This is a genomic window from Candidatus Accumulibacter meliphilus, from assembly GCF_036625345.1.
GTDB classification, from domain to species: domain Bacteria; phylum Pseudomonadota; class Gammaproteobacteria; order Burkholderiales; family Rhodocyclaceae; genus Accumulibacter; species Accumulibacter meliphilus.
Map to the genome: position 1 here is coordinate 10,284 of NZ_JAZKTZ010000011.1, position 14,672 is coordinate 24,955.

Consider the following 14,672-nt stretch of genomic DNA (forward strand, 5'->3'; position numbering starts at 1 on the left):
GAGGCAAAAGGAAAGACCTGACCCCGCCGCCCTCTCTGACCCCGCCGCTCGTGGTCAATTGATCCGCGATTCCCTAAGGTCCAGGATTAAATTGAAAATACGTGTACTGCGCGACCCAATCCGGATCTGCTGAGATGTCACCGTTTTCCTTGATAAAATCAGACAACCCACTCCACACATCATAAACATAGTTCGCATATCGAGTTCGCCGACAGCCTTCAAATCTATTCGATCCAAGCGTCTGCATATCTCTGTACATCCGCAATGTAGCTTTTCCGAGCGTACTTAGGATTTTTGCGTATCCCCAATATTTACGAAGCTCGATATTTCCCATCCATTCCGTACCATGATCAACTATTCGATCATAGTGCGTTGTGTTTGTAGAGAGCCGACTCAGCTCCAATGGGCTCGTTAGCAGATCGAAGAAGTCCGGGGCGTACACATCTCTTGCGGCCCTGGCCAGATGATTAAGGCCCGCGATGATCTTTTCACTTGAATCGTTATACGTGTCTATTACTGCTGGGTCGACGAAGCCATTCGAAATGGCAGCGAGGGCGAAATTCTTCCGATGGTATTGAGGCTGAAGCTCGCAGTGAACAATCTCCGAGCCTTTTCTCAGGAAGGCGAAGTGCCTACTGTAATATGCAGCCAAGAGTGATTTCGTTGTGATCTGGTTGATAGCGATGCTGACGCTGATCTCAAACAATGAACTCAGGCCGCTAGGGTCTTTATTGTTCACAGGATCGGCATGGCCGTATATGTACTTGTGGAATGTCTGAGGGCGCACTTCTTTGCCCTCGTATTGATCGCGACTCAGAAATCGACCTCGAGCGAAGTCGTAATACCTGGCTCTTAGGTAATCAAGGGCAACGCCTTCGTCCCTGGTTTCGCCTGCGTAAAGATAGGTACTGGCTGCACTTCCAGTGTGCCCCACCATGTTCCCAAACCCCTCATAAAAATACGTATCCGTCACCCCCCCACTCGCATCCGTCAAATACCTGACACTTCCATGCCCATCGAACCCATAAAAACTCACCCCGCTCGCCTGCTTCTGACTGACCAGCTTCAAGCCATACGTGTAACTCTTCGCCACTGACCCGCCAACGATCTCCTCAAGTACCTGCGCATACCCCGTCGGATTGCGGTCATCGACCAGGAAACCGGTCGTTACCCCGCCGGCCGTTTTCGCCACACGGATCCCGTCGCCGTTATAGACGAAGCTCACGCCGCCATTAGCCGTAACCAGGTGATTCTCGAAGTCGTAGCCAAAGCTGCGACTACCCGAGGTCAGCGTGTTGCCGTTGTCGTCGTAGCCTTCGCCATCAAGGCGATCATTGAAGTCGTAGGCGAAGCTCTGGTCGGGAATGACGGCGACCGTCGAACTGCGCGTGAGGCGGTTGCCGACCTTGTCGTAGGTGTAGGTGATGGCGCCATTCGGGCCGGTCGGGTCGGCGCTTATCGTTTCGCTCTTCAGGCGATAGAGGTCGTCGTAGCTGTAGTCGACCTGGCGGCCACTCGCTTCGGTGACCGCGGTGCGGTTCCCGGTGGGGCCAAGGGTGTAGGTGTAGCTGGCCAGCGTGCCTGACTCGGCGCCGGTGACGTTGGTCAGGCGGTTGAGGGTGTTGTAGGTGTAGCTGGTCTGCACGCCGTTCGGGTAGAGGAAGCCGGCGAGGTTGCCGACGGCGTCGTAGCTGTAGGTAGTGCTGCCGTTGGCGTCGGTGACGCTAGCCAGACGGTTGCGCGCGTCGTAGGCGTAGTCCATCGCCGCGCCGCCGCTGTGGTTCGAATGGATGTTGGTCAGGTTGCCGGCGGCGTCGTAGCTGTAGTTGAGCGTCCCCTGCGGGGTGGCCTTGCTGAGCAGGCGGTCACGGTTGTCGTAGCTGTAGGTGGTGCTGCCGCTGGCATCCTGCATGCTGGCGCGCTGGCCGGAGGCGGTGTAGGTGAATACGACCGGCGGCTGGCCGAGGTTGGCGTCGGGCGTCTTGCTGAGCAGGCGGTTGAGCGTGTCGTAGGCGTAGATGGTGGTCTTGCCGTTGAAGTCGGTCTTGGTCTTGAGGTTGCCGGCAGCGTCGTAGCTCATGCTTTCGGTCTGGCCGAGCGGCAGCGTGCGAGTGGTACGCCGGCCCATCTTGTCGTAGGCGAAGCTCGTGGTACGTCCTTCGGCGTCGGTCTGGGTAAGCTGGTTGCCGAGTTCGTCGTAGGTGTAGCGGGTGATCTGGCCAAGCGCGTCGGTGACGCTGGTCAGCCGGCCGAGGGCGTCGTAGGCGAACTGGGTGGTCTTGCCGGCCTGGTCGGTCTTGGTGACCTGGCGGCCGAGGGCGTCGTAGCTCACCTGGTCGGACGTGCTATCGGCGTAGGTGGTACGCGTGCGGCGGTTGTTGGCGTCGTAGGTGAAGGCGACGGCATTGCCGTTGGCGTCGGTGACCCGCGTCTGGTTGCCGGCGTCGTCGTAGCTGAAGGTCGTGATGCTGCCCACGGCGTCGGTGATCTGGGTGCGGCGGCCGGCGGCATCATAGCTATAGGCGGTGGTGTTGCCGCGTGCGTCTGTGCTCGATACGACCTGTCCGGCGGCATCGTAGGCGGTACTGGTGGTGGTGCCGTCGGGCGCTGTGCTGGCGGTCAGCCGGCCGAGCGCGTCGTAGGTCGAGGCGGAGGTACGCCCTGCCCTGTCGGTGCTGCTGATGCGCCGGCCTTCGGCGTCGTAGGCCGAGGTTTCGCTGCGGCCGTCGGGATAGGTGGTCTTGATCAGACGACCCATGTCGTCGTAGTCGTACTTCGTTTCGCGGCCGAGTTGGTCAGTGGTGAGGCTCTGCTTGCCGATGGCGTTGTAGGCGATGCGGGTCACCGAACCGTCGGGATTCGTGGTCTGCGTAAGGCGGTTGTCGCGGTCGTAGACGAAGCTGGTGAGCAGGGTTTCGCTGCCGCCGGCTGTGCTGCGTGTGGTCGATTGCGTCAGCCGGTTGCCGTTGGCGTCGTAAGTGTAGGTGGTGACGCGGTTAAGGGCGTCGGTCTCGGTCGTCAGGTTGCCACTGGCGTCGTAGGCGTAGCTGCTCAGCTTGCCGAGCGAGTCGGTGCGGGTGAGTTGCAGGCCGCGGCTGTCGTAGCTGTAGCTGGTGACGTTGCCGGCCGGGTCGGTGCTGCTGGTCAGGTTGCCGGCGGCATCGTAGGTGTTGCTCGTCGTGCGCCCGAGTGCGTCGATGACGCTGAGCACCTGGCGGTTGCCGTTGTAGCGGTAGGTGGTGGTCTTGCCGAGCGGGTCGATCTCGGTCAGGCGGTTGTCCTGGCCGTCGTAGGTGTAGCTGCGGGTGCGGCCAAGCGGATCCTGCTCGCTGAGCGTATTGCCGCGCGCGTCGTAGCTGCGGTTGGTGACGCCGCCAAGCGCGTCGGCGGTCTGCGTGACATTGCCCTGATCATCGTAGACGTGGATCGTGGCGTTGCCGAGACGGTCGGTGATCACCTCGCGGTTGGCGCCGAGGTCGTGCGTGTAGCTGATTTCCTTGCCGTAGGCGTCGATGGTTTTGATCAGTCGGCCAGCGTCGTCGTATTCGTTGCGAATCGGACGCACGCCGCGCGGGTCGCGGATCTCTATCAGGCCGTGGTCGTAGTTGTAGAGGAAACCGGTGCTGCGGCCTTCGGCGTCGGTATGGCTGGCGAGGTCGCCGTTGATGTCGTAGCTGTAGTTCTGCACATGGCCGTTCGGGTCGGTGACACTCGTGATGCGGTTCTGGGCGTCGCGGCTGAAGCTGATGCTCTTGCCGGCCGAGTGGCTGATGCCGGCCGCGGAGAAGCTGACGGTGTTGCCGCTGCGGTCGCGGATCTGCCTGACGCCGTCAACACGGCTGATCAGGACGACCTGGCCTTCGGCGGTGGTGTATTCGAACTCCTGCGGGTTGAAGACCTCCAGGCCCGATTCGGTGAGCAGGTCGATGGCGCCCACGGCGCCGAAGGTGACCAGCCGCGTTTCGCCGAGCGCGCGCAGGCTGCCGCGAGTGAGTGCGCGTGGTGAATAGACGGCATCGACGACCAGGATCGGCACGAAGCCCTGGCTGCTCGGCGACACGGTCAGGTCGAACTCCTCGACCTTGCCGTCGGGCAAGGTGATGGCGACCTTGTGCAGGCGTGTCGGCGAAATCGTGTAGCGGCGGCTGAGAACGCCACCTGAACGAATCTGTTCCCAGCCCTGCCCGCCGACGCCGATGACGCGCAGGCGCAGGCTCTGGACGTCGAGCCGCCAGCCAATGCCGAAATCGCCCAGGCTCTTGTCGCGGCTGTCGTAGCTGCGCACGACGCTGATCGGAATGCCGGCCATCGGGACATTGAGATCCTGGAAGGCGAGCGTGAAGTTGCCGACCTTCTTGTCACGGTTGAGCTGGACGGTGATTTCGGTGTGGCTGCGGTTGTCGGCGCGGTCGATGACCGTGAGTCGCAGCACGTAGAGGTCGTTGACCAGCGTCGTCGGGTCGAGCGTGGCCAGCGTGCCGTCGGTGACCGGCGTCGTGCCGACGGCGAGGGTGCTGAAGGTGCCGGTCTCGAACGGAGCGATTTCGAGGACGTACTTGAGGAAATTGGCGTCACTGGCGGTGCCAACGATGGGCACGGCAGCGACGACGCCGACACCATCGGCCGGCGAGGTGATCGCCGCCACCGGCAGCGTGCTGTCGCCAGCCGTTGCCAGCGCCACGCTGAAGACAGTACTGCCGGTGGCACCACCCTCGCTGACGCTGATGGTCGTGCTGCCTTCACTGAGCGCCGTGGCGACCCCTGCGGCGTCGATGCTGGCGACGGCCGGGTTGCTGCTCGCCCAAACGAGCCCGCTGCTCAACGGCCGGCTGGAGCCGTTGGAGAGGATGCCGGTGGCGGTGAAGGCCTGCGTCTGGCCGGTGAGAATCAGCGGGGCGATCGGCGTGACGCGGATCGAGGCTACCGACATACCCGGTGGGCCGCTGGAGACGACGAGGTTCACGGCGCTGCCGCTGTTGACCAGCGTACCGGCGGCGGGATCCTGGCTGATCACGTGGCCGACGGCGACGCTTTCGCTGCTGGCCGTGGCAACAGTGCCGACGCCGAGCGCAGCGGCGGTGAGCACGCTTTGCGCCGCCGCCTGCTCCTGGCCGACGACGTTCGGCACGCTGACCGGGACCGGCGCGGCCGCGGCGACGAGGACGAAGGGCTGCAGGGCGAACAGCCCGCCGGCGTCCTGCACGCGGACGCTGACGTTGTGGCTGCCGACCTGCCCGGTGACCGGTGTCCATTGGATCAGGCCGCTGGCGGCATCGATGTTCATGCCGGCGGGAGCGATGGGCAGCGAGTAGCTGAGCGTGTCGCCAACGTCGGGGTCGCTGGCGATCACCGGGTAGCTGTAGGCGCTGTCGATGGTGGCGGCGGTGATCGGCGTCGAGCTGATCGTCGGCGCGTGGTTGACCTGCGCGGCGGTGATGCTGACGCTGTCCGGCGCGCTGCTGCGGCCGGCGTTGTTGACGACCAGTTCGAGGGTGTAGACGCCGGCCTGGTCGGCGACGAAGGTCGGGTTGACTGCGCTGGCGTCGCTGAGCACCGCGGCGCTGCTGGCCGGACGGGTGGCCAGCGTCCATTGGTAGCTCAGCGGCGCGCCGTCGAAGGCGCGCGAGACGCTGCCGTCGAGGGTGACGGTGGTGGCGACTCCTACCGCCTGGTCGGGGCCCGCGTCGGCGCGGCTGTAGGTGGCGGTGCACTTGCCCAGGCCACGCGCGGCATGCACCGCGGCGACCTCGGCGGCGCTCAGGGCCCGGTTGTAGAGTGCGGCTTCGTCGACCAGGCCGGCAAAGCCCGCGGCGGCAAAACCATCGGCATTGCCGAGCGTGATCTCGTCGGTGCTGTCGATGATCGAGAAGGCGTTGTCGAGGCCGGCTTCCTCAATGCCGTTGACGTAGAGGCGATAGTGCGCACCGTCCCAACTCAGTGCGATGTGTTGCCACGTACCGGCTGGCCAGGTGGTAGTGGTGCTGACCAGCGCCGGGGCGGGCGGCATGCGCACCAGCAGCCGGCCGTCGCCGCCCAGCACCTGGATCGCCACCGGTGCGTTGACTCCGTTGACTCCGCCCTCGGAATACCGCCCCTTGGCCAGCAGCACCTGGTTCGGCGTACCTGTGTCGATCGTCGTCGCCGGGTTGAACCAGAACTCGACGCTGAAGGCACCGCCGAAGCTCGTCGTGCGGCTGCTGGCGATGCGGATCAGATCGTCAAGGCCGTCGAACTGGAAAGCCTGGCCGACCAGGCCGGGCGCGAAGCTCGGGCCGCTCTCGGCGCTACCGTCGTTGGCGGCGGCGCGGTCGAGCGCGTTGTCCTCGCCGGGCCACCAGCTGATCAAGCCGACGGGCGGCGGCGCGCAGACGGCGACAGCGGCGACAGTGATGGTGAACGGCTGGGTGGCGGCGAGGCCGCCGGCGTCCTGGACCTTGACTTCGACCGGGTGATCGCCGGTCTGGGCGGCGCTCGGCGTCCACTGGATGAGGCCACCGGCGGGGTCGATGCTCATGCCGGCAGGTGCGGTGGTCAGCGAGTAGCTGAGCACGTCACCGACGTCGGGGTCGTTGGCGTCGACGTCGTAGGTGTAGAGGGTGTCGGCGGTGGCAGCAGTGAGCGGCGTCGAGGTGATCGACGGGGGCTGGTTGGTCGGCGGCGGCGTGCTGACGGTGATAGTGAAGCTCTGCTCGGCGAAGAGGCCGCCGGTGTCGGTCACGCGGACGACGACGGAATGGTCGCCGACCTGGGCGAGTGTGGGCGTCCAGGCGATCAGGCCGGTGGTGGCGTTGATCGTCATGCCGGAAGGGGCGGTCGGAAGGGCGAAGGCGAGTGCGTCGCCCGGGTCGGGATCGGTGGCATCGACGTCGTAGCTGTAGGAGGCGCGGGCGACAGTGGCGGTGAGCGGCGTCGAAGCGATTGAGGGCACCTGGTTGGTCGGTGGCGGCGTGGCAACGGTGAGGATGAAGCCCTGTTCCGCAAAGAGGCCGCCGGCGTCGGTAACGCGGACGGTGACGTTGCTGTTGCCGATTTGCGCGAGCGTGGGTGTCCAGGCGATCAGGCCAGTGGCCGGGTTGATCGCCATGCCGACCGGGGCAATGGGCAGGGAGAACGTGAGCACGTCGCCGACGTTGGCGTCGGTGGCCGTCACCTGATAGGCGTAGGGCTGCCCGGCGGTGGCGGCGAGCACCGGCATCGACGTGATGACCGGTGCGACATTGACCGGGCCCGGCGGGCCGGTCGACATCACGATCGCGACTGGCGTGTCTTTCGGCACGTGGATATTCGGCAACGGCGACTGGTCGCTGACCTGCCCGGCCGGGATCGTCGGATGCGGAGCACTGGTGATGCCGCCCACCTTGAGGTTGGCGGCGAGGATGGCGGCCTCGGCGGCCGGCTGCGACATGCCGATGATGTTGGGCACGGTCTCGGTGGCCGGGCCGTCGACGATGGTGAGATCAACAGCAGTTTTGTTCGGCATCAGCGTGCCCGCCGGCGGATTCTGGCCGACGACGCGTGGTTGGGTGAAGGAATAGGCGGTAGTCTCGGCGCGTGCATTCGTGCCAGCAGTCGTGTCTCCGAGGAAAATGAAATTGCTGGATGGACCGTCGACACGAGTTCGGCTGATTCCCAGCAGTGTGCCGTCACGCAAGAGCTGTGAGCCCCGGCCCGGTACTGCCTGAAAGACGTAGTCGTGGAACTGTGTATTGTCGACAGCCGTCGCAAGAGGTTGATCAAAACGATCGGTTATTCGGCTGACGCCAAGTCCGACCTGCAAGATCTCCGTCCCAATGGGTGTGCCGAGATACGCACCGAAACCGAATCCGTAGGAGTTCGTCGCCACTGCGCCCTCCTCCTCTAGAACTCGGGCACGCACGGTGATGGAAAACGGGAGGCGAACATCGGCCACCGAGGGCATGTCGTGGCGATGGCCAACGCCGCTCTGGAAGCCTGCGCCTATGGAGTTCTGAGACAGCGTTCCGCCGCCCACCGAGAACACCGCGCTCTCCGGAATAGCGGTGCCGGCGGCGGCGTAGCCCCACCCCTGCCGACTTGGCAAGCTGTCGAAGTTAAGCGTCACCGCCCCACCCTGACTGGTCTTGATGCCAACGGTAAGATCCGCCGCGGTGATGGACGACTCCGCCCACTCGGGCGCCAGCCCGACCACATTCGGCACCGACACCGGCGCGGCAGTCGCGGTGAAGGTCTGCGTCGCGAAAAGCCCGTCGCGATCGGTGGCCCGTACGGTCACTGCGTGATCTCCGCTCTGTGAGATCGATGGCGTCCAGCCAATCGCTCCGCTTGCGGCGTCGATCGCCATCCCCGTCGGCGCGACATCGAGCGAAAAGGTAAGCGTATCGCCCGCGTCCGGGTCGCTGGCAGTGGCCTTGAAGGTGCACCGCTGTCCCGCAGTACACAGGCCGGAGGCGTTGGAGAGGACCCAGGCGTCGTTGAACGTTTCGCCGTCCAGGTCGTTGTAACCCAGGCCTGCCACCAGCCGATTGCTGCGTGGGTCGTAGACGGTGGCATGGCTGCGGCGCGGCCCGGGACCGATTCCGGACGCAGCCAGCCGGGTCCATTGCGGCGTTCCGTCCAAGCCGTTGGCGCTGGACAGCACCCATGTATCGTCGAAAACCGTGTCCGGCGTTGCGCCCTGACGCATCCCTCCGAAAACGATCAGCCGGTTGCTGTTCGGGTCATAGTGCGAGGGCATGCTCGCGCGCCCGTCGGGTGGCGTTCCCTCGGGTGCGAGTTGCTGCCACTCGGGCGCTCCGCCCAGGCCATTGGCGTTCTTCAGCACCCACACGTCGTTGTAGTCGATGTCGCGCCAGCGGTAGCCGCCGAACACCAGCAGGCGGTTGTTCACACCGTCGTAGCCGAGGGCATACAACTCCGAGCGTGGTGGTGGTGGCGTACCAATCGGGGAGATATCGATCCATCGCGGTTCACCGATTCCGTTGGCGTCCAGAAGCACCCGCACCGCGCTCGTGTCGTTGAACGGTGCTGCGGGAGTTAAGCCACCGAAGAGAATCAGGCGATTCGAGATCGGGTCGTAGGCGTGTCCGGCGGTCAGGTCGCTGCTGCCGGAGGGCAACTGGATCCACTCTGGTGCTCCACCCAGGCCATTGGCGTGAGTCAGCACCCAGGTATCAACGAAAGCCGTGCCGCAGTTGGACGGGCAGCCACCGTGAATGATGAGGCGATTGACGGTGGGATCATAGACGGCGGTGTGCACGTGCCGCGGAGCCGGCGGAGCACCGGCCGGGCTAAGCTGCGCCCAGGCCGGAGTACCCCCCGCGCCCGTGGCGTTCACCAGTACCCACACATCGTTGAGCTTGGCTCCGCCATCCTGTTGGCCGCCAAAGACAATCAACCGATCATTGATAACGTCGTAGGCGCTGCCAACATGTGATCGCAGTGAGGGGGCCGTGCCGGTAGGCGCAAGCTGCGTCCACTTCGGCGCGATGCCGGCTGACAAGATGGCGGGCGGGTGGTTCGCTGCAAGTACGGTGACAGACGCCCAAGCAATATTCGATTCCGCAGTACCATCGCTTACACGATAGCTGAAGGTATCGGTACCGAAAAAGCCGGAATTCGGGACATAGTTGAGCGTACCGTCGGGTCTTAGTTCAACCGTCCCGTTTGCCGGACCAGAAACAAGGATAGCGGTGAGCGCATCGCCGTCAGGGTCACTATCATTGCCGAGAACTCCCGGCGTAGGCTGCGTCAGTTTCCCGGTGAGGTCAGCCTGAACAGCCAGCCCTTCGACGTTGTTCAGACCATACGCGCCAACGAGGCTTGCAGCACCAGTGGTGGGATCGAGGCCATAGAGCCGCCCGCTCTCGCTGTCGGACGCGAAGAGCGTGTCGCTCTGCGGATCATAGGCAAGCCCCGTCAAGTGCCGGGCACCAGAACTCCCCACCAGCGTTGCCGCGCCCGAGTTAACGTCGATACGGTACAAAGCAGTGGTCGCGGCCTTGCCGAACGTGGCGTAGAGTTGCCTGTTGCGCCAGTTGAGCGCCAAGCCGACGTTACCGGCAGTGGTGTTCATGGTTCCTATGCGGGTCGCCGCTCCCGTGGTCAGATCGATCTCGAAGAGAATATGCGAGGGTGACGTGCCGCCGGCCGGTTCCCCGGGCTCCGTCACCATATAAAGGCGCTTGGTGTACGGATCGTAGGCAAGCCCCGGATCAAAAGTGTCTACGCCAATGCCGGCGCCGACGAATTCCGTAATGCCAGTGGCAGGGTCGACGATCATGAGGCGTGTCTGAATCACATGTCCGTCGACGAGGTACAAACGATCAGAATAGGGGTCGTAGGTGAGGCCGACATCACCACCAACATTGATGTGCGCACCTGAGGCCAAACGAATTGGACCGACTGGCGTCGCCACACCTGTCGTTTTGTCAAACCGATACAGGACATCCGGCGTGGTTTGCGAGTTGACCCCATACAGCACCGTCGGCCGTACGGTGAGCAGATCGACCTCGACTTGGTACGAGTCATCTTGCGCGATTGGTGCCTGATTTACCACCTGCGCCTCGACCACTACCAGAGCCGGAGCGCTGTCGACCTTGCCGTCGTTCACAAGCAGTTGAATGGTGTAGCTGCCGACGACGTCGGGAACAAACGAGGTCTGTGAAGCGCTCGGGCTGACGATGCTGGCGAGGCTGCCGCCCGGACGGAAGACGATGCTCCAGGCCCAGGTCAGCGGATCGCCGTCGGGGTCCGACGAGTCTGAGCCTTTGAGGAGGACGGTGCTGCCGACCGGGGCGGAGGTGGGAATGGCTTGGGCGACCGCCAGCGGTTTGCGATTGGCGGCGCTGACGGTGATGACGACGGTGACCGGCAGGCTGTCGAGCCGGCCGTCACGGACGATGAGCTGCGCGACGTAGGTGCCGGCGATGTCGGGCGTGAAGCCCGGATTGGCCGTCGTGGCGGCCGACAGCATTGCGCCGCTGCCCGCGGGCACGGCTGTCAGCGACCAGGCAAAGCTCAGCAGGTCACCGTCGACGTCGTGCGAGGCACGACCGTCGAGGCGCACACTGGTGCCCGCGGCGACGTTCTGCGGCGGGCCGGCGTCGGCGACCGGCCGCGAGTTGGCGGTGGAAATGGTGACCGTGTCGGGTGCGCTGGCCAGCGCGCCATCGTTGACGATCAACTGGACGATGTAGTCGCCCGGCAGGTCGGCACTGAAGCCGGGATTGAGGCTGTTGCTGTCGTTGAGCGTGGCATGGCTGCCGACGGGTTTGCCGGTCAGCGACCAGCTATAGCTGACGAGGGCGCCTTCTGGGTCGTGTGACGCGCTGCCGTCGAGGCTGACCAGGCTGCCGAGCAGGACGGTCTGGTCCGGGCCGGCGTTGGCCACCGGTGCGGCGTTGGCGGTGCTCAGGGAAACGCTGGCGGGGGCGCTGTCCACGCTGCCGTCGTTGACGATCAACTGGGCAACGTAGGTGCCGGGATAATCGGCGATGAATCGGGGGCTGACGGCAGTGGCGTCGCTGAGGACGGCCTGGCTGCCGGCCGGGCGGGCGAGCAGCGACCAGCGGAAGGTCAGCGGATCGCCGTCGACGTCGGACGAGCGGCTGCCGTCGAGGGCGATGCTTCCGCCAAGGGGAATCGCCTGGTTGGCGCCCGCATTGGCGACCGGTGGCGAGTTCTCGGTGCTGACCGCGACCGTGTCGGGCAGACTTGAGAGCGTTGCGTCGCTGACGGTGAGGGCGATCAGGTAGTTGCCGGGGCGGTCGATCAGCAGCGTCGGGCTGACGCCGTCGGGGTTACTCAGCGTCGCGCCGCTGCCGGGCGGTACGCGGCCGAGTTGCCATGTATAGCGCAGGGGGTCGCCATCGACGTCGCTCGAGCCGCCGCCGTTGAGACTGACCAGAGTGCCAACGCGGACGCTCTGGTCGGGGCCGGCGTTGGCGATCGGGCGGCTGTTCTCGGTGCTGACGGTAACCGTGTCGGCAGCGCTGTCGGCTTTGCCGTCATTGACGATGAGCTGGATCAGATACTGCCCGGGTTTGTCGGCAATGAAGTGCGGGGCGACGGTGGCGGCGTCGATGAGGCTGGCGAGGCTGCCGAGGGGACGGTTGCTCAACGTCCACAGGTAACGCAGCGGATCGCCGTCGGGGTCGGACGAGGCTGCGCCGCTGAGCGCAACGAGGCCGCCGACCCTGACGCTCTGGTCGGGGCCGGCGTTGGCGAATGGTGGCTGGTTGATGGTGCCGCACCTGGCGCGGGTGCAGCGCAGGGCGCAGAGGCGGCCGTCGATGGAGTCGATGCGGCTGTTGCTGTCGGGGTCGCGGGGGTCGTTCGGACCGCTGACCGGAGCCCGGGCGAGGATGGCTTGCTGGATGAGGTTGAGGTCGTCGCGATCGATGTCGCCGTCGTCGTCGACGTCGCAGGGCATCGCCCAGACGTGACCGGCGAGCATGAACCAGCACAGGATCAGCCACAGCCAATGTTTCGCGCGTCGAAACATCAATCCCTCTCCCCTTGGCGAGCGTTTGAGGCGGTAAAAAGCGGCCTCGACTCAAGGCCAGGTTCCTAACCTGGCTTGCTGCTTATTGCGGGACAGTCTGTGCTGTCTGTTGTGCCTGGAACTCCGGCGGATGTCACGCCTGCTGAGGCGACCGTTTCGCAAGGAAATGCTGGCAATCTGAGCGGCGACACCCACCGAGGGCAATCAGGCCGACGCCGACGAGCAGCGCGAGCGTGCCGGGTTCGGGGATCGGCGCGTCGAGGACGGTAAGACTGCCAGCGGTCGCAGTTGCCGTGCGGCGCCCGCCGAGGACGTCGCCGAGGGTGATATTCTCGAATAGTAGTGCGCTGGTACCGGGAGCAAGGCTGTCGAAGGCGAGGCTGAACAGCAGCATGGCGTCGCTCTGCAGCGCGAGGAGATCGTCGGGAAATTCGAGCGAGAAGTCGCTGACTTTCAGCCGACCTGCCTGCGAGTTGTCTACCCCCAGGCCGATGGCGAAGCCGAGAGAAAAGGCATCGCTGGCGTGGTTGTAGGCGATGATCGCCGGATCGTAGACGACTTCGAAATCGTAGTCGCCGAGGCCGTCATAGCTGCCCGGCGGGCCCGGCAGGATGCCCGCGATGCGAACTTCCACCGTGGCGGAGCCACCGAGCGCGATGCTCTGCGCGGCGGGCGAGAAACTCAACGTATAGCCCGAAGCCGCTCCGGAAAAGCAAAGGAGACCGACAACGAGGCAGCGGATCATCAACCCACCTGAAAGTACGCCCTTCATAACCGCTTCCTCCCCCGCGAAAAACTGCCACCCTCGACGCAGCACGCTCCCGTGCGAGAAATCCCGATCGTGACCGCCAGTCATTGCGCCCGAAGCATACCCTCTGCGCAGTACCGGTCCGGGAGCACAGTACAGCGCAATAAATCCAACAGCTGCCCACAGACGCTAGCCGATTCCGCGAGCAGCGTAAATCCCCCCAATTGTGGGGGGCTATCCGGCAAGGCCGCCAGGGTGATAGCATCGCCGGTGGAGGGGAAATGACGACAGACAGGCTCGACAGCAGTCTGCGTGCGCTAGTCGACACCATCTACAGCCGGCATCAGCCGATTCGTGACCCACTGACCTTGCTGCCCCAGTGGTTTGACGCGTTGCGCCAACTGCTGCCGTTTTCGTCAGCCGTGTTCATGCCTATTGACCCGGTAGGCGGCGCCTTGTGCCAGGGTTATACGCATGATTGCGATCCGCACGAGATGCGCGACTACCTGGCGCATTACCAGACACTCGACCCCTACGTTATCTGGCAACCGGCACTCCAGAACCCGGACACCGTGGTGCGACTTTCGGACGTTACCGATATCGGCAGAACCGTCCGCGGCGAGTTTGGCGAGTTCATGAATCGCGTTCCCTACTTCCACGCACTGGCCGTGATTCCGCAGTTGAACGGCGTGCCACTGGGCGTTTTCTCGGTGCATCGGCAACGCCGCCAACGCGATTTCGACCAGCGCGAGATGTTGCTGTTTCAATGGTTCGTGGGCCATGCCGCGACCGCTATCGACTATCTGTCGCTGCAGCGCCAACGCGATCAACAGCGGCCCGCGGCGGTCCTGGTGCTTACCCGTGACGGTAAGATTCAGGCGCTGAGTGTTGAAGCACAACGAATTCTCGAAGCCTTGCCCGAGAACGAGGCGCAGATTCTGCCTGGACGCACCGATGCATCGCGTATCTGGCGTTGCGGCAGCGAGGTCTACGTCGTCAGCACCCGGCGCGTCGATCCGGCAAGCATCATCGGCCTGGAACATGCCAGTCGGGTGCCACCCACGCCCGCTTTCGAACGTCTGGGGCAACGGCTGCGGATTGCCGAAAACGAACAGCGCCGCGAGTTCGCCGTCACCCTGGAGAAGCTCGAGGTCAACAACGCGGTGCGCGGCGAGGTTTTCGGGCTGCATCTCTCGCCGCAGCAAAAGCGCGTGGCGATCCTCCTGCTCAAACGCTATGAGCCACGTCAAATTGCCGAAATCCTGGCGCTCTCGCCGCACACGGTGCGCGACTATGTGAAGGACATCTACCGTCGGGCCGGGGTGAACGGCTACGAAAAGCTGGTCAGCAAGCTGGCGAACGCAAGCGGCGCCAGCCCTTCGGCAAACGATCCGATGACCTGACGGCCACGACCGCTGTGGGATGCCTGCCAGCCGCAGCGGC

General features: G+C 64.5%; 3 protein-coding genes. 1 reads left to right on the plus strand and 2 read right to left on the minus strand.

Translation table 11 applies throughout. The annotated features are described in order from the left end of the window. Nucleotides 1-73: 73 nt before the first annotated feature. Together V5B40_RS19825 and V5B40_RS19830 are read right to left on the minus strand one after the other, a co-directional pair. On the minus strand, nt 74-12,481 hold the full coding sequence (locus tag V5B40_RS19825; protein ID WP_332356117.1) for a PKD domain-containing protein: 12,408 nt from the start codon (nt 12,479-12,481) through the stop codon (nt 74-76). Nucleotides 12,482-12,614: 133 nt separating this feature from the next. Further along, nucleotides 12,615-13,226 (minus strand): cohesin domain-containing protein, encoded by a 612-nt coding sequence (locus V5B40_RS19830; protein ID WP_332356118.1) that lies wholly within the window; start codon nt 13,224-13,226, stop codon nt 12,615-12,617. A gap of 284 nt (nt 13,227-13,510) precedes the next feature. Between V5B40_RS19830 and V5B40_RS19835 the strand changes: the two genes are divergently transcribed. Then, the gene (locus V5B40_RS19835) at nt 13,511-14,632 is read left to right on the plus strand and encodes a helix-turn-helix transcriptional regulator (protein ID WP_332356119.1); all 1,122 of its coding nucleotides are present in this window, start codon (nt 13,511-13,513) and stop codon (nt 14,630-14,632) included. Nucleotides 14,633-14,672 lie beyond the last annotated feature (40 nt).